Origin of the sequence: Shewanella sp. (assembly GCF_048265805.1) — a bacterium.
GTDB lineage: Bacteria > Pseudomonadota > Gammaproteobacteria > Enterobacterales > Shewanellaceae > Shewanella.
The window spans coordinates 1-22,168 of sequence record NZ_JBLXAT010000012.1 but is presented as its reverse complement, the minus strand read 5'-3'; the positions used below and the strand labels follow the sequence as shown (position 1 = coordinate 22,168).

Genomic DNA, 22,168 nt, shown 5'->3' with positions numbered 1-22,168 from the left:
AATCTGCCGATACAGAGCCTGAGAACTTAGATTTAACCCTGGAGCCCAGAAGGCTATGGACATAAAACAACTGCAAAACCAAGCTAGAGTGACCACGGTCAACTCGCCAAAAACCAACCAAGCGCAAGCTGATAAAGCGCAAACATCGGTTGCTGGTAATCAACAAGATTCAGTTGTTGTCTCAAGTCAGGCGCAGCAACTTCAAGGTCTTCAAAGTAAGATTTCATCTCTGCCAGATGTCGACCAACAAAAAGTAGCCGAAATCAAAGCAGCTATTGCTGAGGGACGCTACAAGGTTGACCCAGAAAAACTGGCGGGCAATATCGCGCAATTTGAAGCGGATATGAGTGATCTTGATCTGGAGGCTTAATGCAGCTGTCAGACTTGGAACAACATTTGAACAAGCAGACGCTCAATCTTGAGCGCCTGCTGTTTTTGATCGACCAAGAAAAGCACGCGTTAATCAGCCGCGATGCCGATAAGCTTATGTCGCTCGCCGCCGACAAAAACACCATGTTAGACGCCATCAAAGAAGTGGACACCCAGCTAGCCAAGCATCCCAATAAAGATGACTTTAGCCGTGAACCACTGGCGACCTTGGTAGCCGATGCCAAAAGCTTGATGAACGAATGCCAAACTAAAAATCAGGAAAACGGCAAACTGATTGAACTGTGCAATGCCAGCATCAATCGCTTAGCCCAAGCACTGCAAATGAGCCGCAACTCCAGCAGCCTGACCTATGATGGCAAAGGCAAAACATCGACCATTCCCACCCTAGGGAATGACTTAAAAGCCTAGGGGCTGTTGGTGGAGAATAACTACACGGCACATCACCTGCCTTGCCTAAATCACGCTCCACCTGCTGTAAAAACAGCCAGCAAAGATAAGCCCCCTACTCTGACTCACCGCAATAAGCGCCCATGAAAAACGCCACATTGATGTGGCGTTTTTGCGTTTAGCTGTTTGTTAACGCAGGAAGCAAAGCCGATTTGGCCACTAGAAGTAAGTCACTTCCCTGACCCGTTGTGGCCGGTTCTGCTGCTGGTATAACTGCCAAACAGTAGCAAAGTCGAGTGACAATTCAGTCACGTAATGATCACCAGAGGGATAACTCGCCACTACTTTGGCACCGCGGATCACCCCCGATACCGACGCCTTAATCGTGTCAGACTGCATTGCCCATTCACTGACGCTACTTGCCCCCTGCAGTTGCTGCCCATACACTTGCTCAGCCAACTCACGATAAGCGGCAATTTTAGATGCCTGCATTGCCATCAGCACCCGATCTGCTTGGGTTTTACCCGGTTGCGACGCCAGCGGCGCGTAACCTGTAGCAGTTAATGTAGGAAACTGCTCCGGCGCCACCGTTTCATACTGCACAAATTTATCTTTACTTGCGCAGCCAGCTAGCACCAACGCCAATAACACCATCAGAATTCTGTTCATCACTCTGCTCCAATATACTGCACGTTACCGGGCTCAGATTGCCGATATAACAAACCATTGCGCGATACGCTCTTACTCGCTTCAGTAAGGTAACCGGGCAGATCAACCGCTGGAACAAAAATGTTCGCGGCCGCCGCAACGCGGTGATCGCTTAAATCAATCACTCGCGTATTTATCTCAACGCCAGTTTTGGTTAAGTCCATACTTGATACCAGCACGTGGCTCACTGACACATCAGCGGCAATCTTTTGCCAGTCGCGCGTCAAAATAAAGGTGCCGTTTTCTGCCGCCCGCACGGAATCGCTCACGTTCATATCGGTCACGTGGTAACCCAACTGCTGCAGTGATGTCATTAAATCTTGCTGCAACTGCACCGCTAACGGGTTAGTCATAGCAAACTTTTCAGCATCTACCGGCGTAGTTACCAGAATCAGAGGTTCCTGTTCAAACGCCACACTAAAGCGGGTTAAATCAGCAGTAAGCTGCTGAGCTACCAAGAAAAGTTTTGCCTTTGCTGGCGGAGGTTCAGGCACCACTGCCTTTGATTGGCAGCTACAACACAACAGCGCCATCAAACAAAACCATTTTTTGTACATAACCTTTTTGCTCCATGTGGCACCAAGCTTCCGCTCAAGTGAACGACTAAGCTGAGAGTTATCATTAGCTATCGGCAGCCAAGGTGAAAACTTGACGCCCAATAACCTTTGGCGGTTATTAAGCAACAGTTGTGCCGACTAATGGCATAGAACTTGAATATTTTGGCAAGCGGCGTTAAATCCGCCTAAAAATTGGCTCTCTCACGACTAACTGCAGGAACTTCACCCTATGTTGCGCTTAATCACTTTGCTGATGTTGCTGACTATCCCCTCCGCACACGCCGCGTGGGTTACCGTCACGGGAGACGCCTCCATTGTTGATGGCAACATTACTGCCGCACGGCAACAAGCAATTAAGCACGCACTAGGCATGGCTGTCGTCACCAACGGTGGCAGCATCAGCGCCCAACAAACCGTCACCAACGGCGTGTTAGACCAAACCTCCGCCCTCAGTAATAACGCTAACTACAATCAATTAGAAGTGGTGCGCGAACAACAGCGGGGCAACCGCCTGGAAGTGACAATCCGCGTCGACCTCGCCAATAACCCAGCAGACAGCTGTTTAGCCAACGCCCTAAAAGCGCCACTCTACTTACCCCGCGCCATGGTGCTTGACCGCAAACAGCTGCGCTACGGCCAGATGGAAGCGTTCCCACAAGCCTTATCACGCAAAATAGCGGACGTGATCCACAACAACTCCAACAAGGTTTATCCCAAGCTGGATCTAACCAATAGCGTACCAAGCCAGATTTTTAATAATGAGCATCGCGGCGACAGCGCCAGTTGGCTCAACCAACGAACCAACACACTGTATTTGTTATTGCCAGAAGTGGAAGACATGGCCATGTCCAAAGCGCCATCGGGTTTTAGCGCCATGTGGGACAAACAAAAGCGCGACTTTCGCTTAAAGATGTCATTGGTTCACAGCATCAGCGGCGAAACTATCTGGCAGCAAGATTATCAATTTAACAGCGAGTGGGACTTTGACGCCTCCGCCAGCGTACAACCTGACAGCGATGAGTTTTGGCAATCAACTTATGGCAACGCCATTGTCGATGTTATCAAGCGCGCCATACTCGATATGGATGATGCGCTAGGTTGCCGCCCTACCATGGCACAAGTGATCGCCAAACAAGGCCAACGGGTGATCCTCAACCTCGGCCGTAAAAGCGGCGTACGCACCGGCGACAAATTCAAAGTGGTGCTACAACACAACTTCCCCGATCGTGTTGGTCAAACCCGTACTGTCGCCAAAGCAACCGAAGTGCAAGTAACGATTGACCAGATCACCGACGACACCTCTACCGCCGTACTCAGTGCCAAAGATGACGGTGCTAATATCCAGATCAACGATATTGCGCTTAAGAATTAACCACTTAGACAATTAAACTTTTATTGGATGCTAAAAACAGTATAATCGTTGCGTCTCCCTATAGCTCAACAGGATAGAGCAGTCGCCTCCTAAGCGACCGATCGGGGTTCGAGTCCCTGTGGGGAGACCAGCCAACCATATAACTGACAGCGTTTCAGTCCGTTATCTCTCTAAGCCCCCTCGGTGCCGCTCTACGCTAGCAAGTCATGAAAAACCAAGCGCTACGGCAATGAAGTGCTTGGTCGCATCAAATGGCTGGATTACCGAATGCAGTGTGAGCTTTGGGGTATGCAATGGAACGTGAGCTGTCACCCGCGACCATAAATGGAAGCTATCGCGGTCACTTGGCACCAACCGCTCTTACTTGGAGTTCTGTCAATAAGGGCTATGTTGGCAGTGCCATTAAACATTTTGACCGCAGTTTGTGTGCTGCCACCACCAGGTGAAAATTCACGATTAAGCATGAACGTACAGAAGCAAAAAGCGGCAAATTGTCGCCGCTTTTTAATGCCAGTTGAGTGCGTTAGATTTTGCGTACTATGCTCTGGCCCCAAAACTGCTCAGACAGCACATTACTTTTTACCGCCAAACGACTCACCTGCTCACTACGTTTTTCAGCAAGCTGCGTTTGCTCAGAACTCTCATTTGCCAAATCACTCACGGTAAGAATCGCCTGATTAATCTCTTCCGCAACGATCAACTGTTGCTGCACCGCTGCGGCATTCGCTTCAGTCATCTCACCAAGGCGCTGGGTAGAGTGTTTTAACGATTCAAACACTTGATTGGCTTCATCAGCTAAAGCGACTGACCGTTTGGCATCTGCTTCGCTAGCCTGCATTTTTTGACTGGCGGCCAAGGTCGTTTGCTGGAACTGCGCAATAATCTGCTCAATACGCACGGTAGATTCACTGGTACGACTCGACAGGCTGCGCACTTCATCAGCCACCACGGCAAACCCGCGACCTGCCTCCCCAGCCCTTGCCGCTTCAATGGCGGCGTTAAGTGCCAGCAAGTTGGTTTGATCAGCAATGTTGCGGATCACTTCTAATACTTCACTGATCGATTGGCTGTCTTGCTGCAAGAGATCTACCACATCGGAGAACTCGGCCATACGTTTATCCAATACCTCAATGGAAGTTTTCACGTTATGCAAGCTGGTATGCCCCAACTGCGTGGCTTGCATGCTTGACTGCATTTCGAGCAAGGCACGCTGTAAATTGCCATTCACGTCGTTGAAGCTAGCGGTCATTTCCGACATCGCCACGCCCGCTTGTCCAGTTTGCGCCCGTTGGTTTTCGGCGCGAGCGGCGTTGCTACGCAGCGCACTGAGTAGTTCACCACTCTGGTGGCTAATGGCGCTGCCAGAGTCAGCCATGCGGCCGATCACGCCGCCGGTTTCGGCGGAGAGATAATTAAGGGTTAACCGCAGTTGGCCTAGTTCGTCTTGTCGGCCGGTGTAGACGGCACGGGCCAATGGATCGTTGACAATGTCACGGGTGCCCCGCACTAACTGATAAAACGGTGTTAATAGCCATTGGCTTGCCATCAACCATACGGCGGCAACGGCTAAGCCCAACCAAGGGGAATAAAAAGCGGCAGCCATGGTCAGCAGAACACTCACCAATCCCAATATTTGCAAAGACTGACCAAAGCCAAACCATGGCTTACGCATCGTGGCTGGCGTCTTGCCTTGATTCACTTGCTGGTAAATTTTGCTGGCGCTTTCAATCTGTTCTCGAGTGGCGCTATGGCGTACCGATTGATATTCGTGTACCTCGCCGTTTTCCATCACCGGCGTGACATAGGCGTTGACCCAGTAATGATCGCCATTTTTACTGCGGTTTTTGACGATCCCCATCCATGGTTGTCCAGCTTTAATGCGTTGCCACAACATGTGGAATGCCACGGGCGGCATATCAGGATGACGCACAATATTGTGCGGTTGACCAGCAATCTCTGCTTCAGAGAATTCACTCACATCACAAAACGCCTTGTTGGCGTACTTGAGATTGCCGTGTAAGTCGGTGGTAGTTAGCAAGATGTCCTTATCTGATAGCACTCTCTCCGTTTGAGTTACAGGTTGATTCAAACGCATGACAGCTCGCTCTTTCAGATTATTTTGTGAGGCCAGCACACAACAGCTGACCACTTAATAAAACTACAAAAACGTATAAAGATACGGGCAATTATTAGTCAACTCAAGTGGCATACGTCAAAAATGTGACGCGGCATAATGTGATACTTAGCCCAATATAAAATTCTCGTTGAGTGACATAGAGTTGGCTGATGACCGACTAGCAACGCAAATGCGTTCAGTATCCCCCAACCACAACGGCCAACGCGATAGGCTGAGGGGAAATGATACTTGCCGCTCGCAATCTAAACGCAGTATTAACTTGATGGCATAACAAGCGTGATATCAGCGCTAAAGATGTTATATTACAAACAGTTTTAAGATGACTGACGCAAAGAATGACAGATATTTTCCAAGCAAACCTCGCCATTATTCAGTCTCGCTGGCCATCGGCAGCGACTATCTTGCAGCAACAAGATATTGAGCAACTGGACGCCGCACTGGTCACTGGCTCGAATCAAACGATCAGTGTTAATGGCATTCAGCTCAGTAGCCGCCACAACCGCATGGCTGAAACGCAGCTGTTTCTGAGTACGCTTCCAGAACAAGCAAAAGCAGCAACTGTCTACGGCTTTGGCATGGGCGACGTACCGTTTGTGGCACTTGATGAAGGACGACTGACTCAACTGAGGATCTGCATTCTAAATCCCGCAATTTTTGCGTTAGTCCTCAGCTACGTTGACCACACACCGTGGTTAAATCACCCAGGCATATCACTCGAATTGCAGCCCTCACAAAAGACGCTATTCAAGCCTTATATGGTGATCGCCCCCGATTTAGAGCTCGCATCTGACGACAACGCCCGCTTACGCGATTTGCTGATGTATGAACTCAATATGAGTTACGCAAACAGTAAGCACCAAAGCGACGCCCCAGAGATACAGCAACGATTTGCTGATAACCATCTTTTTATACAGCAAGATCTCGATGTAAGCGCACTCAAATCAACATTTGATCATGATACTGCTATTGTTATAGCCGCGGGCCCATCACTTGAACTTCAATACGGCAAATTAGCAGAAATAAGCCGCCATAGTGAACGGCCGCTCATTATTGCGGTGGATACTGCATTAAGAGGATTACTACACCATGAGGTCAAGCCTGATATTGTGGTATCTATTGACGGGGCCATTGCTGAGTATCATCTACCATTGCAGCAAAGCAGTGATATCTGTTTGGCCTACCTTCCTCGGCTGAAGCCAGCAATCATTAGACAGTGGCAAGGACCGCGCTATAACGCTTTGGGGAGCAGCAAATTATATGATGAGTTAGCTAAAATCTACCCCAATAAGACACGCCTATATACCAATGGGAGTGTTATCCATCCTGCGGTGGCGTTAGCCATCGAATTAGGGGCGGTTGAGGTAACGTTGTGTGGCGCAGATTTCTGCTATGTCAACAATAAGTCTCACGCTTACTGGCACGATTTTGCTAAATCGTCTGACGACAAAGACACCAAAACTTGGACAAACAATTTACAAAAAAGTGTCAGACATACAGGCCATTGGCTAATAAATGGCGATAATGAAAAAATGCCAACCTCCCTCAACCTACGAGCGTATTTGCGCAATCTTGAATCCTTCATTGAGAATCATAGCAACGTAAAGTTTTACCAATCCAGTCGTGCCGGAGCTAAGATTCATGGTGCACCTTTCAGAGAACTGTAATGGCAGATATGAGAGAATTATTGATTGAAACCGCTACTACATTTCGTTTAGGACGCGAAGCCGCTGCTTCTGTTTTATTCGCACAGTGTATAGATAAACTACAAATCGCATTACAGCAGCCAAAGCTGGCACAACAACTGATGGTAGTAATCCCTCAGTTGCTCGAAGCGCAAGAGAGCAGAAACTGGTTGGGCCTAGCTGATACCCTTGAATATGAAGTGCTGCCATTATTGACGCCTACTACATGCTCCTCAACTAACTATCAGGAATTGCGTTGAGTGGCCGATAACAAACTAGCAAACAAAAACAAGGCGTCAACATCATGAGTCAAACCCATTTTATTGCAGAAGTCTCCAGCAACCACCATCGTGATTTAGCGCGCTGTATTGAATTTGTCAAAGCTGCGGCTGAGATCGGCTGTGATTCAGTGAAGTTTCAACTGTTTAAAATAGATGAACTTTTTGCTCCAGAAATTCTTAATAGCAGTGAAATGCACCGCAAACGCAAAGAGTGGGAACTACCAGTTTCCTTTCTGCCTGCGCTGAAACAAGCCTGTGATCAATACCAAATCCAGTTTTCGTGCACACCGTTTTATCTGCAAGCTGTCGCCGAGCTAAAGCCTTACGTCGATTTTTATAAAATCGCTTCATACGAACTGTTATGGGATGAACTGCTGATAGCCTGCGCCGCATCAGGACTCCCGGTAGTGCTGTCTACTGGAATGGCAACCATTGATGAAATAGATCATGCCGTTAGCGTACTGAAAAATGCAGGATGTAACGATATTACGCTACTGCATTGCGTGTCAGCCTATCCAACTCCAGAGAACGAGTGTAACTTGGCGGTATTAGGCACATTTCGGCAACGTTATGGTGTCAAGGTGGGCTGGTCAGATCATTCAGTGTCAAACGCCGTCATTGCCAGAGCTGTGCATCACTGGCAAGCAGACTGCATTGAATTTCATATAGATTTAGACAAAACTGGCGCCGAATACGCCGCTGGACACTGCTGGTTGCCACAGCAGATGGCACCTCTGATTGCGGCATCGAAGGCCAGTACAACTATTGACGGCTCGCCTGATAAACAGTTTGTTCCAAGCGAAGCAAATGATCGAGACTGGCGCGCCGATCCGACCGATGGCTTACGGCCGATGAAAGCGATGAGACATAACTTTAATCCGAACAAGTAAACGACTATATCGTTAATTAAGAGCTAGTATTATGTTAATAAACACTCAGAGCATTGCATCCAAAATACGCAAAGATATTATTTGGTCAATCTACCATGCTCGCTCAGGTCATCCTGGTGGTTCTTTATCGTGTGTAGACATTGTCGCAGTGCTCTTCCACCTGCAAATGTCTGGAGCATCACCATTAGAATCTGCTGAAAAAGACGATGTTTTTATTCTATCGAAAGGTCATGCAGTACCTACGCTCTATGCGGCAGCAGCGAGTAAAAATATACTCCCACATGAATCACTTAAGACACTTCGTAAAATTAATTCTCCGCTGCAGGGCCATCCTGATGTGACACAAACGCCATGGGTCCAGGTGAGTACAGGCTCATTAGGACAAGGCGTATCCGTTGCCACCGGAATAGCCAAAGGGTTCAAACTTAAAGAGAGTCAACAACAAGTCTATGCGCTGCTGGGCGACGGTGAATTGCAGGAAGGACAAGTGTGGGAAGCCGCTATGTTCGCCGCACAACATCAACTCGATAACCTCACCATCATTATTGACTACAACAAGCTTCAAAGTGATGCACGCAATAGTGAAATATGTGGGCTTGAACCTTTACGTGATAAATGGACAGCGTTTGGATGCGATGTATTGGAGGTTGATGGGCACGACCATTCAGCGCTAAAAAAAGCCTTTGAAGTTAAACATCACAATAAACCTAAAGTCGTTATTGCTCATACGATCAAAGGGAAAGGAGTTGATTTTATGGAGGATAAGCCGCTATGGCATGGCAGTGTAACGCTTACAACAGAACAATATAATGCTGCAATGCGTGCCTTGGGCTGCACAGAGGCGGAATTGGAGGCCTACCATAATGTCAAATAATCCTAGTTTAGTCGGACAGCAAGGGAATTCATTACGGGAAGCCTTCGGTATTGCGCTAACAGATCTTGCTAACACTGATGATAAAATTTTAGTCATGGATGCTGATGTAGCTGGCGGTACGGGTACACACCATTTTAGAAGCACTCATCCAGAACGATTTATTCAATGCGGTATAGCGGAACAAAATATGATTAGTGCCGCCGCCGGACTAGCGACTACGGGATTCAAACCTTTCGTTACAACTTTTGCGACGTTTATGCTGCGAGGGATTGAACAGATACGGTTATCGGTCGCATATTCAAAAAAAAATGTGAAATTTGTCGCTAGCCATCCGGGGTTAGATGTTGGTCCAGATGGTGCGTCAGCACAGTGTATTGAAGATATGGCTTGTATGAGAGCGATTCCTTCGATGGTTGTGCTCTCTCCAGCAGATGCTTTTGAAATTACTGCAGCCACCAAAGTGCTGGCGAATTATCACGGACCAGCTTACATGAGAAGCGGTCGTAGTCCTTGTCCCAATATATTTACTGAAGAGCCTAATTTTGAAATAGGTAAAGGTTACGTACTGCATGAAGGTGGTGATATCACCATTATCAGTTGCGGAGTAATGACACACCGCGCGCTATCGGCAGCAAAAGCATTGGAGGGGAAAGTAAGTGTCAGAGTATTACATATGCCTTCAATCAAACCGATAGACCGCGAAAAGATTATTGACGCTTGCCAGCAAACCAATGCCATTGTCACATGCGAAGATCACTCCATTATTGGCGGCTTAGGCTCAGCCGTCGCTGAAGTCATCGCCGAGAGCACAACGGCGACCCCGTTACACCGGATGGGATTACAAGATGTTATCGGCCGCTCTGGTGAACCGGATGAATTAGCCGCCTTTTATGGGCTGGATACGCAAAGCCTCATCCACAAGATCATTGCCATTCATAAGGAAACAGACCATGGCTAGTCATGTCGTCCTAATTACTGGCGCAACCGGTGGGGTTGGCAAAGCCTTGAGCTATTGCTTTGCAACCAAAGGGTATCGGGTGGCACTTGGTTACCATAGCAATAAACAGCAGGCTGAAAATCTAGCGGCTGAATTAAATGCTAAGGGCCATCAAACGTTAGCCATTAATATTGATTATCGTGCAAGAAACACCATCCAACAGTCGCTACTAGCAATTGAAAATCACTTTGGTAGTAAGGTATCAATCTTGATTAATAATGGTGCAATTGCGCAAGAAAAGCCGTTTGCCACGATCACAGACAGTGACTGGCAAACAATGCTTGATATCAATCTCCAAGGGCCTTTTCGAGCCACACAAGAAGTGTTGCCTTTCATGCAACAGCAGCATTGGGGACGGATTATCAATATCACAAGTATTGGTGGACAATGGGGCGGCTTTAATCAGGTGCATTATGCCGCATCAAAAGCCGCTTTAATTAACTTCACTAAATCTATCGCCAAAATATATTCGGCGGAGGGTATTGCAAGCATGGCGGTGGCGATTGGATTAGTTGCCACCGAGATGTCAGCAAATGAGCTAGCAACAGAAGCAGGAAAAGAAAAAGTACGAAATATACCTGCTCGCAGATTGGCGACTGCGGAAGAGATTGCGGTTCAAGTAGAAAATTTATGCCAAGATGATGCGTTTTATCTGACGGGGCAAACTCTAAATATGAATGGAGGAATGTATTTTGGATAAGACGACCAATCAAGCACTGAGCACTACGATTCTAGCCAATTTACAATGGCCATCACCAGTAGAGCTGCTATCACAACTAAACGACGTGATTGTTTTTGGGACTGGTGGCGCCGCAGAATGTGTTACGCGAGTACTCGATGAATACGGCGTCAACATTCTTTATTACGTTGATAACTCGCTTTCAAAACAGCAGCAAGATTTTCATGGAAAGCAGGTGTTAACACCAAATCAACTGGATAAGTCGTCAGCTACTGTGTTGATTGCTAGCTATTGGGCAAAAGATATTGCAACACAACTGGTGCAGTTAGGCGTTAAATACCTAGATTTCAGTTTCTTTGTCGACTTTCAACGTTGGAAAGATCACTTTAATTGTCAAATTTTTGATGTTGAAAGTGCTGTTGCTGTTGCTAACAAATACCTCACTGAAGAGGATCTTCACAGTTTCCTTGGCTGTATTCGTTATCGACAGACCTATGATCCACTATGTTTGACAAATCCGAGTCATGAACATTACTTAAGTAAAGTTGTAGCCGTTGAGGCGAGCGATATTTATATTGATGGGGGCGCTTGGCAGGGAGACACTGTACTTGATTTAAAGGCCCTTTGTGGAAATGAGTTAGAGATCCACAGTTTCGAGCCGGATGAGAGCAATTGTAAAATACTTAAAGAAAATATAGCCAAGCAAGAGCTGTCGAATTGTTTTGTCGTCAAAAAAGCTCTCTGGAACCAAAAATCCACACTGCAATTTGTGACGTCTAACGAAGCTGTGCACAGCATGCAATCACGCGTCAGTGTCACTGAAGATTCCCAGCAAGTAACTGAGGTTCCCACGACCACGCTCGACGATTATTGTTTAGAGTTAAATCGTCATCCCACTTATCTAAAACTGGACATTGAAGGGGCTGAGCCGCAAGCCATTGAAGGGGCCAAAAACCTGCTACGTAATCATGGCCCCAAACTAGCCATCAGTGCCTACCATGAACCCAATCAACTTTGGCAACTTATCGAGCAAATTTCTGAATACAACCCAAACTATAAATTTTGGTTTGTTCATCATTCTCAACAATTATTTGAGTCAGTCATTTATGCGATGGTGAAAAACTAATATGCAACGGCAATGCTTTATATGTGGTGGTCGAGATTTAGAATGTCTATTTGTTAATACTTGGGTACTTCCTGGATTAGACTTAAAAGAAATTGGTTTTTCTATTTGTCGCAACTGTGGCTCTGTCTGTCAGAGCCCCACGGTGACATTTGACGAAATGATGCATTTCTATAGTTCTATGGCTGTTTACACCAATCCGGGACGACGTGAGAAGCCGTCTGAATCAAAAATTAGAGATTTAGATGAACAAATTCAATTTATAAAACGCGGGGTGGGTTCCTTACCTTCGTCAGCGTTACAAATTGGTAGTTCAGATGGTTATACGCTTTCCAGATTTAAACAGGCTGGCGTCACCCGTGTATTAGGTGTTGAACCGGGAGAGGCATCCGTTAGGCTAGCGAAAAAGCTCTACAACATTGATTGTATCAATGACAGTGCGGAAAATTTTACAACTACAGAGACCTTTGAATTAGTCATTCTAACCCACGTACTAGAGCACCTTTACGCACCGCAGACCGTATTAAACAAATGCCGACATATTCAAGATCCGCTGCCAGAGGGATTTATCTATGTAGAAGTTCCGTTGTTTGCGTCACCTGACAGCCTGTGCCCAGGATTCTTTTCATTTGAACACATAAACTATTATACCCGCGCCAATCTGTTCAAAAGTCTATTGGATACGGGCTATTACCCAGTTTCAACTGTTGAGCATTACAACAGTAACTTGGCTCCTGTCATCGGTGTATTAGCCAGCACCAAGCCACAACATCATACGGAAGAGTTTTCAAGCGAGTATGAGAACAACTCTAAAAAAGTCCAAAAATATCGTCAACAAGAGGTTGCCTATTGGCAGCAAAAGCTTGATGAGATTCTACCGACATTACAGCAAGCTAAAAATGTTTATCTTTGGGGGGCAGGAATTCATACTTGCCAGCTAGTTGCCAACACAAATCTGCTAGAAAAAGTCCACATAACCGGTTTAACTGATACGTCAGAGCTAAAATGGGGCTTAAAGCAAGGTAATTGGCATTGCGTCCCCCCCGAGGCCATTGAGTGGCAGCCGGGAGACGCGGTATTAATATCTTCATATGCCTCAGAAAAAGAGATATTTGATGCCCTGCAATGGCTAAGAGATAAGAAAATCAAAACGTTATGTCTGCATCGTATTGACAATACCAAGACCAATTAAATGAGAAACCTACTGATTATTGGGGCTGGAGTTGAAGCCTGTGAAGGCATCAAAATCGCCAAAAGTATGGGCTTAGGGCTGATTATCGCTGATGGTAACCCATCTGCGCTCGGCTTTGCGTGGGCAAATCACGTCATTGTTGCCAGCACCTATGATGGCGAGGCTATCGCCAACCAAGCAATGACCTTGCAAGCTACCGGCATAACGATTGATGGTGTCATAGCGATGTGCGCTGATGTCCCCATGAGTGTTGCCATTGTCGCTCACACTTTGCACCTTCCCGGTTTAACGCTTGAGTCGGCGCATTGGGTCGCTGACAAACTAGCGATGAAAGATCAACTAAAGGCACAAAACATTCCGATACCGGCATATTGTGCGGTACCTGCACAAGCAGATGTCTACCAATGTGCGGAAAAGATAGGCTTGCCCTTAGTCATCAAACCTGTAGATAGCCGTGGTGCTCGCGGGGTGCAATACATCGATCACTTAGCGTCATTAGAACATGCTTGGGAACTAGCGGCGCAAGAATCCCCCACTGGGCGGGTGATGATGGAGGAGTATTTACCGGGCCCACAATTTAGTACGGAAACATTAGCAGATTGTGGCAACTACTTTACGCTGGGGTTTTCTGACCGAAACTATGAATGGCTAGAAAAAACGAAACCCTTCATGATTGAAAATGGCGGCGATAGTCCTACTTCGCAGACCAAGGAAGTGAAACAACAAGTTATTGCGACCGTCGAACGCGCAGCCAAAGCGTTAGGCATTGATAGCGGTGTGGCTAAAGGCGATATGGTGTTTTCTGGAGGTCAAGCAAAGGTCATAGAAATTGCTGGGCGATTGTCTGGCGGGTACTTCTCAACCACACAAATTCCGCTCGCTACCGGCGTGAACTTTATTGAAAAAGCGATAAAACTCGCCCTAGGCGAACACTTATCGATGCCGGAAGTAACTGCCACGCATGAAAAAGGGGTAGCTATTCGCTACCTAGACCTTATGCCGGGAAAAATTAAGGCGATCGAAAACGAAGATAAAGCTAGCGCATTAGCGGGGGTTGCAATGCTATCGCTGTTCATTCAAGCAGGCGACTGCATTGCCCCTTTGGCAAACCACACTCAGCGCGCGGGTTTTGTCATCACTTGTGCCGCAACAAAAGCAGATGCGATAGACATTGCCAATTCGGCATTGGCACAACTGAATATCAGTTACGAATCTTAACCTATGAAACTCTATACCATCTTCCATCTTAACCTCGCTTTTTCTTCCATCGATGAAGAATGTCATGCTGATGTGATTAAACGTTGCTACCAACCGCTCTTAGCCTTAGCAACGCCAGAGTCTCCAATAGGCATTGAAGCAACAGTTTATACCTTAGAAGCCATAGCAAAAGTTGATCCTCAATGGCTAGCAGCGCTCTCGAAACTCATAGCACAAGGCTGTTGTGAGCTCATTGCTAGCGGCGATAGCCAAATTATTGGGCCGTTAGTCCCCGCGGACGTCAATCGCCATAACCTGAGATTAGGTCAACAGGGCTATCAAGCGCTAATCGGCGTCACGCCATCTATTGCCTATATCAATGAACAAGCCGTCTCTGAGAGCCTGCTGGATATCTACCTTGATGCTGGATTCGAAGCAGTGGTTGTCGAATGGGATAATCCCTTTTCTTATAATGAGCATTGGGACCACCAAGCGCTTAATCGCCCTGCAACGCTGGCAACAGCGTCTGGGCGCTGTATAAAAGTGATTTGGAATCATGCTATTAGCTTTCAAAAGTTTCAGCGTTATGCGCATGGGGAGTTAGTCCTACAAGACTATCTACAGTACCTGCAAAAAATTACCAATGCTGGCATTGAAGTTTTCCCTGTTTACGGCAGTGATGCCGAAGTGTTTGATTATCGTCCCGGACGTTACAGTTCTGAAGCAGAACGAATTGACGGCGAATGGCAACGAATCGCTATGCTGTTTAAGCAGGCGCTAAGCGAAGGACACCGATGGTTGCTACCCAGTCAAACCCTAATACTATGGCAAGGTGGCGAGAAATTGAAACTCGCCACCGCCGCTCATCCTGTTGCCGTAAAGAAACAAGCAAAATACAACATCACCCGTTGGGGACTGAGTGGCCGTAATGATGTACTGCTTAATAGTCTCTGTTACCAACATTACCGGCGATTAACAGCTAATAACGCAACAACGGCTCAAGACTGGCGTAACTTATGTCGCCTGTGGGCCAGTGATTTACGTACCCATCTGACGCCTACCCGCTATCAAAAACTGGCGCTTGTGGCACCGAATAAACTGTTCTCTCAATGGCAAACTTACAATCAGCAACGCAGTGACTGGCATATCAGCTATGATGACGAACGGCGGCGATTATGGGTAAAAACAGCTGCAGTACAGCTGAAACTCAATGCTAACCGCGGGTTGACCGTCGAATCACTCGCATTTGCCTCACAACAATTTGTGCCGATTTTGGGGACGCTTTCCCATGGTTTTTTTGACCACATAAGTTATGGTGCGGATTTCTATACTAACCACATGGTGATAGAACGCTTTACCCATCGAGATAGAGTGACAGATCTAGAGCGGGTCTCCTACCAGCTATGGCAGGAGGAAGACGCACTGATTATCAGCACAGAACTATCCTTAAAAATTGGTAAAGTGATTAAGTATTTTCGGCTCAATGGCGAGTCGGTCACCTGCGGATTTCTGTTTGAGCAACATCTGCGGCCTGAAGCATCAATACGATTAGGATTCCTCACCCTGCTTAACTGCCATGGTCGCTGTTGGTACGAAACTCATCTCGGTGGTGATACAGCCGAACATTTTCATGCCAACTGTGATTTTGACCATGGAGCGCCCGTCTCATCCATCGTCTCCGCCAATTGTGCGCTTGGGGCAACCACTGGGGAAGTACGCTTTGGGGTTGCGAGTGATGGCATTAAATTGAGTTGGGATCCCGCCAGTGGTGCAGCACTGCCGATGCTCTCCTCTAAAAAAATTAATGATACTTATCTCAACCGCTTATGGTTTTCACTAGCAGAAGCTGACGAGACATTGAAAACCGATGGCTATCTGCCTGATTTCAGTTTCCAGATCGAGCCTTGCTCATTGCCGAAGGGGTCTTTGTGAACATTCTTGCAGTCGTAGGCGCTCGATTAAATTCCAGTCGGCTACCGCGGAAGCACCTGCTATCGCTAGCCGACCAGCCGATGATCCACCATATTTTTCAGCGACTACAACAATGTCAGCAGATAAATACTAGCGTACTGGCGACCACCGCCGATACATTTAATCAGCCGTTAGTCGATTGGGCCCATCGTCCCGACATAGAGGTGATGGCCTATAGCGGCAATGTGGATGATCTGGTAGGCCGTATCGACGCTGTAGTGCAACAATATAACGCTGATTATATTGTCTACATCTGCGGCGACTGCCCACTTATTGAACCAGCCTTTATCGATCATGCGCTAACGCAACTTATCGCCCACCCACAAAAGGACAGCATCAAGCTTGCCCCAGGAACCGAGACCATCCATGAAGGTATTGCAGTTTACAGCCATCATGGTTGGCAAAAATTAGTGGCGATCAGCACATTGGATTTGGCTCGTGAACACGTAGGTTACGGCAATAAACTCACGCCAGTGCTGGATGTCTTAGACATTGAGGATTGCGCCGATTTCAGTAAAATAAAACATAGAATTTCTGTAGATACTGACGCCGATTACCGCTTTATGAGTGAAGTTTACCGCCGCTGGTATCAACATCATGGCGAGTCAACTATCGTCAGCCTCAGCTGGGTTCAGCAGCAATTACTCACTGACCCACAGTTACGACAAATAAATGCGCATGTGCACCAGAAGTTGCCCAATGTGAAGTACCGTAAAGCCGTGATACTTTGCCAGGTTGGTGCTGATGTTGGTATGGGGCATTTACGTCGAAGTGTACTATTGGCAAATGCCTTGATGGAGCAGCTTTCTATCGGAGTGCAACTGCATATCATTGGTGAATCCAGAACACTACCTTGGCTACCAGCAAACATAGCACAATGGCATACTGATATCACCGAAGCGCTCACGGTACTTAAAGCACTCAACCCTGATCTATGGATCGTCGATTTGCACCCAGCGTTTGTGCCACAGCAACCGCTGATCGATTTTTGTTGTACAGCGAAGGCCAACCAACAAAAACTCGTTGCTATAGACAAATGTGACTTTTTACTGCCGCACGTAGATCTACTATTTGTACCTTCTTTTTTTTGCGAGCTTGCACACCCCAATTTGAGTTTTGGCTGGGAGAACTATCTGTTCCCCCCACAAACAGCAACTAAGAAAAATCAACTATTGGTACTTACAGGCGGTAGTGATGCGCTTAACTATGGTCCATGGTTAGCGGACGCCATTGATGCCTGCATACCGAGAGATATCGAGCGTATTTGGATTCAAGGCCCCTATGCGGAAGCGCCAACACTCCCTGAAAATTCCCATTGGAAAACACTTCAGAATCCTGCAAACCTACCGACGTTGATTGCAGAATCAGCAACCATTATCAGTTGCTATGGTTTATCTTTATTTGAGGCTATCGCCTCTGGAGCGCTCACCCTATTACTGCCACCCAAACACCTGACCAGCAGTAATGAATTACAGTTTTTAAAGCAGCTTCAATGCTGTTTTATTTGTGAGCATGACAAAGAGATAGTACCAATCTTGCGGCAAGTATTTGATGTCAAAGATACTGATACTAAACAACAAATACTAAAAAATGCTGCAAAACTCACAACTAAGATTGATGGTGTAAATCGTTTTTGCGCTCAAATCAGTCAACTGCTGGAACAACAGCATGAATAAATCTATTCTCAGTGTTGGGGCTGGCAACAATCAATTGCCATTAATCGCGGCCATTCAAGCATTAGGCTACAAGGCAATTGCCTGCGATATTAATCCGCTTGCTCCAGGTAGCAAAACTGCCGATATATTTATCAACCAAAGTACATATCAAGCACAACCGATCATCGCTGAGTTACAGCAACGCCAGTTACAGCCCACAGCAGTGCTGACCCGTTCTACAGGGCAACCTGTAATAACGACAGCGGAAATCGCCCAAGCGTTACAGTTACCCGGCATGACTGTTCAACAAAGCAAAATCATTAGCCATAAACAGAAACTTATTAATATGCTGAGGCAAACAGGTGTCCCCTGTCCTGCTAGCTATTCGTTGGCTGACGATGTACCACTGCCTGTATTTGTTAAACCCGCCAATACCATAAAATCCCATGCCGCGATGGGAAAATGCTCGACAAGAGACGAGCTACTGGAGCGCTATCAGCAAGCAAAAGCCGTATCCGACGACAACTCGGTTAATATCGAAGAGTATCTGCATGGTTATGACATTGTATCTATCGATTTTGTCAGTCACGGAAAAGTGATCCATCTGTGTACAGTAGGCGAAATATCGGCTGGGGCACCAGCCTTTGATGGTTTGGGGTGGTATAGCGTCCCTACAGACTGGGATCGACTAGCTTCAGCTACATTTTGCCAGATGCAGCAGGCGTTATCGCTATCACATGGATTTTTCCAAACAGCGATGAAATTTAATTCTCAAACAAGGCAAGCAAAAATCTATGAAGTGCATGGCGAAATTGGAGGAGACTGTGTCAACGACGTCTATATTCCTCTGCACCTCAACGGTTACGATGTGTTTGCTAACAATATTCGGCTAGCATTAGGATTACCCCCAGAACTGCCACAGGCTCCAACTCGCCCGTGCATACTGATATTCCAAAATAAAGTACAACAATACCAGTTGCCAATAACTACACCCGTAACAGCAACACCGTATCAGCACCACCAATGTTTACTCTATACTTTTCAATCAGACGCAGATATGCAAAAAGCATTGGGTCATTTTCAAGGCACTAATTTTTCAATTTCAGGGGATTAACTGATGAGCTGGGAAAGTCACTATCGTGATGTAAGAACCAAAGAACCGCTGGTATGGCCTGATATTAATGTCATTAGACAGATTTCAAAGCTATCACTACCGCATAGCGCGAGAATTCTAGACCTTGGTTGCGGCGAAGGACGTAATACTCGCGCCTTATTAGAAATGGGTTATGACCTGCTCGATGTTATGGATCAAAGTCAATCAGCATTAGCCATTGTTACTAACCGTTATCGACTACCCGATGAGCAATGTCATTGTGCACAGATCCCTGAAGGTTTAGTCATTTTTGAGGACCAGCGCTTTGATGCGGTACTTTGCTGGGGGCTAACCCACTATTTAGACGATCCACTGCCAACGCTTAAAGCTATTCACCGTGTTTTGAAACCAGGCCATGGATTAGTCATCTCCTTTTCAGCCAAAGAAGATAAGCGTGAAACAGTCGATACGGTAAAAAGGTATTATAATAAAAAGGAAATAGAACAGTTACTGCACGATGCAGGATTCACTATAGGGATATCTGGTAAACACACCGATGAGTTCTATAGCGCTGGTAAAGTAGAATCTTTCTATTGGTTGACGGCATTTAGTTAACAAGTAAATGAGTGAGCATGCGACAGATGTAACTGACGTCATCATCAGTTAATCCTGGGAATAGCGGCAATGTAAGGATTCCTGCATAAAACCGCTCAGCATTAGGATAATCTCCCACCTTAAACCCTAATGATTGATAGTAGGGTTGCAAGTGCACCGGGAAATAATGGACATGAACCTGAATGCCAAGTTGACGCATGTTATCAAACACAGCTTTACGTTTTTCTAAAGGCAAACGGACAATATACAAATGTCGTGCACTATAACTATTGTCTAGCGGATTAACTATCGTTAACGACAGATCTTGCAACTGCCGTTGATAACGCTCAGCCAATTGGTTACGGCACTTAACAAACTCATTCAAACGCTGCATCTGCGAGCAACCTAATGCCGCCTGCAGCTCTGTCATACGGTAGTTAAACCCTAATAGCTGCTGCTCGTAATACCAATCGCCTTCATCGGGGCGAGTCAACAGCGCTTTATTTCGCACCACACCATGCGCTCTCAAAAGCATCATCTTGTCAGCGAGTACAGCATCGTTGGTTGTAGCCATCCCGCCTTCAGCTGTGGTAATAATCTTCACAGGGTGAAAACTGAATACCGTGATATCTGAATAGACGCAGCTACCTAGTGGTGAAGCATGATAACTGCCGCCGATCCCATGCGAAGCATCTTCGATGATTTTCACGCCATAGATTTTGGCAAGTTGAGCAATTTGCTGCATATTGCAGCTATGCCCCGCCAAATGCACCGGAATAATCACTTTAGGGAGCTGACCTTGCCGCTCAGCATCGGCCAACTTTGCTGCTAACGCAGCAACACTCATGTTGCCAGTAGTAGGGTCAACATCAACAAAATCAATATTAGCGCCGCAGTAAAGCGCACAATTAGCTGATGCTAAAAATGTTATGGGAGATGTCCATACATAGTCGCTCGGCCCAACGCCTAACGCCAGACACGCAATATGTAACGCTGCGGTAGCACTACTCACTGCGACAGCGTGATGCGACCCTGTATATTCGCAAATAAGTTTTTCAAAAGCAGGAACTCTAGGGCCTTGAGTTAAAAAATCAGATTGCAGCACCTCAACCACAGCAGCAACATCAGCAGCACTGATATCTTGCTTACCATAAGGGATCATGCGTCCGCTTCCATCGCCAAAATTTCATCGACAGTTAAAAAGTGGGGGTTACTGCCTGAATTATACTCAAATCCTTGCGCTACTAAGGTGCCTATTTCATTAAGCGAGTTATGGCAAAAATCGTTTTCGCGACCGAAAAATTTAATGCTGGGAGTAATGACATAGTGATCGTCAAATTCCAACGTATGATGCGAATCATCCGCAGGACACATGATCTCATGCAACTTTTCACCGGGACGAATGCCGACAATATGCTGCTGTCTATCAGGTCCATAGGCGCTTGCTAAGTCGGTGATACGTACAGAGGGAATCTTAGGCACAAAGATCTCGCCACCTTGCATACGGGCAAAATTCTTGAGTACAAAATCCACCCCCTGTTGCAGCGTAATCCAAAACCGAGTCATATCTTGATGGGTAATCGGTAACGATACCTCGCCGTCTTCGATCAGCTTCTTGAAAAATGGCACCACCGAACCGCGAGAGCCAATTACATTACCGTAGCGCACCGCCGCAAACCGTGTGCGGCCACTGCCGACAATGTTGTTGGCGGCAACAAATAACTTATCAGACGCTAACTTAGTGGCCCCATAAAGGTTGATCGGATTGGCCGCTTTATCAGTGGACAGGGCAATAACCTTTTTAACGTTATGGGCAATAGCCGCCGCAATAACATTCTCCGCCCCATGGATATTCGTCTTAATACACTCCATCGGGTTATACTCTGCGGCTGGCACTTGCTTCATTGCTGCCGCATGAATGACATAATCCACGCCATTCATCGCCTGCATCAAACGTTCTCGATCACGCACATCGCCAATAAAATAACGCATACAGCTCGCGTTAAATTTTTGACTCATTTCATATTGTTTTAGCTCGTCGCGAGAAAAGATAACTAAACGAGCCGGACGATAGCGCTCTAACAGTGTCTTGGTGTACATCTGCCCGAAAGAACCTGTTCCACCCGTGATGAGAATTGTTTGATTGTTAAACATTTATTATCAATTCCTTTTCATTTACAGACACCCAAAAGCAGGCGCACCGCATATCGTATGATACAGACAATCAAGGCAAGTATAATCTATTTTATATCAAGATATTGCCACTAGCCGCTTGAATTGTTCTCGAACCTTGCAGCCCTATCATGCATTGTCCTGAGGAATCCCCTGATGATTTAGATAAAAATCATCAAATTAAGGTAGATGCGCATCTTGTCATGTGATCAAATGA

21 protein-coding genes and 1 tRNA gene are annotated in these 22,168 nt (G+C 46.5%); 17 read left to right on the top strand and 5 right to left on the bottom strand.

The features are described from left to right. Positions 1-55: 55 nt before the first annotated feature. The gene (gene flgM, locus ACN0TT_RS10085) at positions 56-370 is read left to right on the top strand and encodes a flagellar biosynthesis anti-sigma factor FlgM (protein ID WP_417762020.1); all 315 of its coding nucleotides are present in this window, start codon (positions 56-58) and stop codon (positions 368-370) included. Next, positions 370-798 carry a flagella synthesis protein FlgN gene (locus ACN0TT_RS10080; protein WP_417762019.1) on the top strand — a complete coding sequence of 143 codons (429 nt, stop codon included), beginning with the start codon at positions 370-372 and terminating at the stop codon, positions 796-798. Before flgM ends, ACN0TT_RS10080 begins: the two co-directional genes overlap by 1 nt. Positions 799-996: 198 nt before the next feature. Here ACN0TT_RS10080 and ACN0TT_RS10075 read toward each other — a convergent pair whose 3' ends face one another. Then, on the bottom strand, positions 997-1,446 hold the full coding sequence (locus ACN0TT_RS10075) for an LPP20 family lipoprotein (RefSeq protein WP_417762018.1): 450 nt from the start codon (positions 1,444-1,446) through the stop codon (positions 997-999). Continuing rightward, a complete protein-coding gene (locus tag ACN0TT_RS10070) occupies positions 1,446-2,042 on the bottom strand; it encodes a FlgO family outer membrane protein (RefSeq protein WP_417762017.1) in 597 nt (198 codons plus the stop codon). Before ACN0TT_RS10070 ends, ACN0TT_RS10075 begins: the two co-directional genes overlap by 1 nt. A gap of 229 nt (positions 2,043-2,271) precedes the next feature. Between ACN0TT_RS10070 and ACN0TT_RS10065 the strand changes: the two genes are divergently transcribed. Continuing rightward, positions 2,272-3,414: a flagellar assembly protein T N-terminal domain-containing protein gene (locus ACN0TT_RS10065; protein WP_417762016.1), complete on the top strand. Its 1,143-nt coding sequence runs from the start codon at positions 2,272-2,274 to the stop codon at positions 3,412-3,414. 54 nt (positions 3,415-3,468) lie between these two features. Next, positions 3,469-3,544, top strand: a tRNA-Arg gene (locus ACN0TT_RS10060). 393 nt (positions 3,545-3,937) lie between these two features. Here ACN0TT_RS10060 and ACN0TT_RS10055 read toward each other — a convergent pair. Next, complete coding sequence (locus ACN0TT_RS10055; protein ID WP_417762015.1) at positions 3,938-5,509, bottom strand: methyl-accepting chemotaxis protein; 1,572 nt, start codon at positions 5,507-5,509, stop codon at positions 3,938-3,940. A 377-nt stretch (positions 5,510-5,886) separates the two neighbouring features. Between ACN0TT_RS10055 and ACN0TT_RS10050 the strand changes: the two genes are divergently transcribed. Genes ACN0TT_RS10050 through ACN0TT_RS09990 form a run of 13 tightly spaced genes read left to right on the top strand, consistent with a single transcriptional unit; the run spans position 5,887 to position 19,800 of the window. Next, entirely contained in the window at positions 5,887-7,215 is a 1,329-nt protein-coding gene (locus ACN0TT_RS10050) for a motility associated factor glycosyltransferase family protein (RefSeq protein ID WP_417762014.1), read from the top strand. Beyond that, positions 7,215-7,493 carry a hypothetical protein gene (locus ACN0TT_RS10045; protein WP_417762013.1) on the top strand — a complete coding sequence of 93 codons (279 nt, stop codon included), beginning with the start codon at positions 7,215-7,217 and terminating at the stop codon, positions 7,491-7,493. The genes ACN0TT_RS10050 and ACN0TT_RS10045 overlap by 1 nt, the downstream gene beginning before the upstream one ends. 44 nt (positions 7,494-7,537) lie before the next feature. Next, positions 7,538-8,404 (top strand): N-acetylneuraminate synthase family protein, encoded by an 867-nt coding sequence (locus tag ACN0TT_RS10040; protein ID WP_417762012.1) that lies wholly within the window; start codon positions 7,538-7,540, stop codon positions 8,402-8,404. A 31-nt stretch (positions 8,405-8,435) separates the two neighbouring features. Further along, entirely contained in the window at positions 8,436-9,278 is an 843-nt protein-coding gene (locus ACN0TT_RS10035; protein ID WP_417762011.1) for a transketolase, read from the top strand. Next, a complete protein-coding gene (locus ACN0TT_RS10030) occupies positions 9,268-10,236 on the top strand; it encodes a transketolase family protein (protein WP_417762010.1) in 969 nt (322 codons plus the stop codon). The genes ACN0TT_RS10035 and ACN0TT_RS10030 overlap by 11 nt, the downstream gene beginning before the upstream one ends. Then, positions 10,229-10,975, top strand: coding sequence for an SDR family NAD(P)-dependent oxidoreductase (locus tag ACN0TT_RS10025; RefSeq protein WP_417762009.1), 747 nt, complete (start codon positions 10,229-10,231; stop codon positions 10,973-10,975). The genes ACN0TT_RS10030 and ACN0TT_RS10025 overlap by 8 nt, the downstream gene beginning before the upstream one ends. Next, the gene (locus ACN0TT_RS10020; RefSeq protein ID WP_417762008.1) at positions 10,968-12,080 is read left to right on the top strand and encodes an FkbM family methyltransferase; all 1,113 of its coding nucleotides are present in this window, start codon (positions 10,968-10,970) and stop codon (positions 12,078-12,080) included. Before ACN0TT_RS10025 ends, ACN0TT_RS10020 begins: the two co-directional genes overlap by 8 nt. Position 12,081: 1 nt before the next feature. After that, complete coding sequence (locus tag ACN0TT_RS10015; RefSeq protein ID WP_417762007.1) at positions 12,082-13,269, top strand: class I SAM-dependent methyltransferase; 1,188 nt, start codon at positions 12,082-12,084, stop codon at positions 13,267-13,269. Then, the gene (locus ACN0TT_RS10010; RefSeq protein WP_417762006.1) at positions 13,270-14,487 is read left to right on the top strand and encodes an ATP-grasp domain-containing protein; all 1,218 of its coding nucleotides are present in this window, start codon (positions 13,270-13,272) and stop codon (positions 14,485-14,487) included. Between the two features lie 3 nt (positions 14,488-14,490). After that, the gene (locus tag ACN0TT_RS10005; RefSeq protein ID WP_417762005.1) at positions 14,491-16,398 is read left to right on the top strand and encodes a glycoside hydrolase; all 1,908 of its coding nucleotides are present in this window, start codon (positions 14,491-14,493) and stop codon (positions 16,396-16,398) included. Continuing rightward, positions 16,395-18,113 (top strand): cytidylyltransferase domain-containing protein, encoded by a 1,719-nt coding sequence (locus ACN0TT_RS10000; protein WP_417762004.1) that lies wholly within the window; start codon positions 16,395-16,397, stop codon positions 18,111-18,113. The genes ACN0TT_RS10005 and ACN0TT_RS10000 overlap by 4 nt, the downstream gene beginning before the upstream one ends. Further along, positions 18,106-19,206, top strand: a complete 1,101-nt coding sequence (locus tag ACN0TT_RS09995; protein WP_417762003.1) for an ATP-grasp domain-containing protein — start codon at positions 18,106-18,108, stop codon at positions 19,204-19,206. Before ACN0TT_RS10000 ends, ACN0TT_RS09995 begins: the two co-directional genes overlap by 8 nt. Positions 19,207-19,209: 3 nt before the next feature. Beyond that, on the top strand, positions 19,210-19,800 hold the full coding sequence (locus tag ACN0TT_RS09990) for a class I SAM-dependent DNA methyltransferase (RefSeq protein WP_417762002.1): 591 nt from the start codon (positions 19,210-19,212) through the stop codon (positions 19,798-19,800). On the opposite strand, the gene pseC is transcribed toward ACN0TT_RS09990, so the two are convergent. Both pseC and pseB read right to left on the bottom strand, forming a co-directional pair. Beyond that, positions 19,793-20,941: a UDP-4-amino-4,6-dideoxy-N-acetyl-beta-L-altrosamine transaminase gene (gene pseC, locus ACN0TT_RS09985; protein ID WP_417762001.1), complete on the bottom strand. Its 1,149-nt coding sequence runs from the start codon at positions 20,939-20,941 to the stop codon at positions 19,793-19,795. The genes ACN0TT_RS09990 and pseC overlap by 8 nt on opposite strands. After that, the gene (gene pseB / locus ACN0TT_RS09980; RefSeq protein WP_417762000.1) at positions 20,938-21,933 is read right to left on the bottom strand and encodes a UDP-N-acetylglucosamine 4,6-dehydratase (inverting); all 996 of its coding nucleotides are present in this window, start codon (positions 21,931-21,933) and stop codon (positions 20,938-20,940) included. Before pseB ends, pseC begins: the two co-directional genes overlap by 4 nt. Positions 21,934-22,168: the final 235 nt, after the last annotated feature.

Bases quoted from the DNA above. Each gene is read 5' to 3' on its own strand.
- flgM (WP_417762020.1), top strand. From the start codon at position 56: ATGGACATAAAACAACTGCAAAACCAAGCTAGAGTGACCACGGTCAAC.
- ACN0TT_RS10080 (WP_417762019.1), top strand. From the start codon at position 370: ATGCAGCTGTCAGACTTGGAACAACATTTGAACAAGCAGACGCTCAAT.
- ACN0TT_RS10075 (WP_417762018.1), bottom strand. From the start codon at position 1,446: ATGAACAGAATTCTGATGGTGTTATTGGCGTTGGTGCTAGCTGGCTGC.
- ACN0TT_RS10070 (WP_417762017.1), bottom strand. From the start codon at position 2,042: ATGTACAAAAAATGGTTTTGTTTGATGGCGCTGTTGTGTTGTAGCTGC.
- ACN0TT_RS10065 (WP_417762016.1), top strand. From the start codon at position 2,272: ATGTTGCGCTTAATCACTTTGCTGATGTTGCTGACTATCCCCTCCGCA.
- ACN0TT_RS10055 (WP_417762015.1), bottom strand. From the start codon at position 5,509: ATGCGTTTGAATCAACCTGTAACTCAAACGGAGAGAGTGCTATCAGAT.
- ACN0TT_RS10050 (WP_417762014.1), top strand. From the start codon at position 5,887: ATGACAGATATTTTCCAAGCAAACCTCGCCATTATTCAGTCTCGCTGG.
- ACN0TT_RS10045 (WP_417762013.1), top strand. From the start codon at position 7,215: ATGGCAGATATGAGAGAATTATTGATTGAAACCGCTACTACATTTCGT.
- ACN0TT_RS10040 (WP_417762012.1), top strand. From the start codon at position 7,538: ATGAGTCAAACCCATTTTATTGCAGAAGTCTCCAGCAACCACCATCGT.
- ACN0TT_RS10035 (WP_417762011.1), top strand. From the start codon at position 8,436: ATGTTAATAAACACTCAGAGCATTGCATCCAAAATACGCAAAGATATT.
- ACN0TT_RS10030 (WP_417762010.1), top strand. From the start codon at position 9,268: ATGTCAAATAATCCTAGTTTAGTCGGACAGCAAGGGAATTCATTACGG.
- ACN0TT_RS10025 (WP_417762009.1), top strand. From the start codon at position 10,229: ATGGCTAGTCATGTCGTCCTAATTACTGGCGCAACCGGTGGGGTTGGC.
- ACN0TT_RS10015 (WP_417762007.1), top strand. From the start codon at position 12,082: ATGCAACGGCAATGCTTTATATGTGGTGGTCGAGATTTAGAATGTCTA.
- ACN0TT_RS10010 (WP_417762006.1), top strand. From the start codon at position 13,270: ATGAGAAACCTACTGATTATTGGGGCTGGAGTTGAAGCCTGTGAAGGC.
- ACN0TT_RS10005 (WP_417762005.1), top strand. From the start codon at position 14,491: ATGAAACTCTATACCATCTTCCATCTTAACCTCGCTTTTTCTTCCATC.
- ACN0TT_RS09995 (WP_417762003.1), top strand. From the start codon at position 18,106: ATGAATAAATCTATTCTCAGTGTTGGGGCTGGCAACAATCAATTGCCA.
- ACN0TT_RS09990 (WP_417762002.1), top strand. From the start codon at position 19,210: ATGAGCTGGGAAAGTCACTATCGTGATGTAAGAACCAAAGAACCGCTG.
- pseC (WP_417762001.1), bottom strand. From the start codon at position 20,941: ATGATCCCTTATGGTAAGCAAGATATCAGTGCTGCTGATGTTGCTGCT.
- pseB (WP_417762000.1), bottom strand. From the start codon at position 21,933: ATGTTTAACAATCAAACAATTCTCATCACGGGTGGAACAGGTTCTTTC.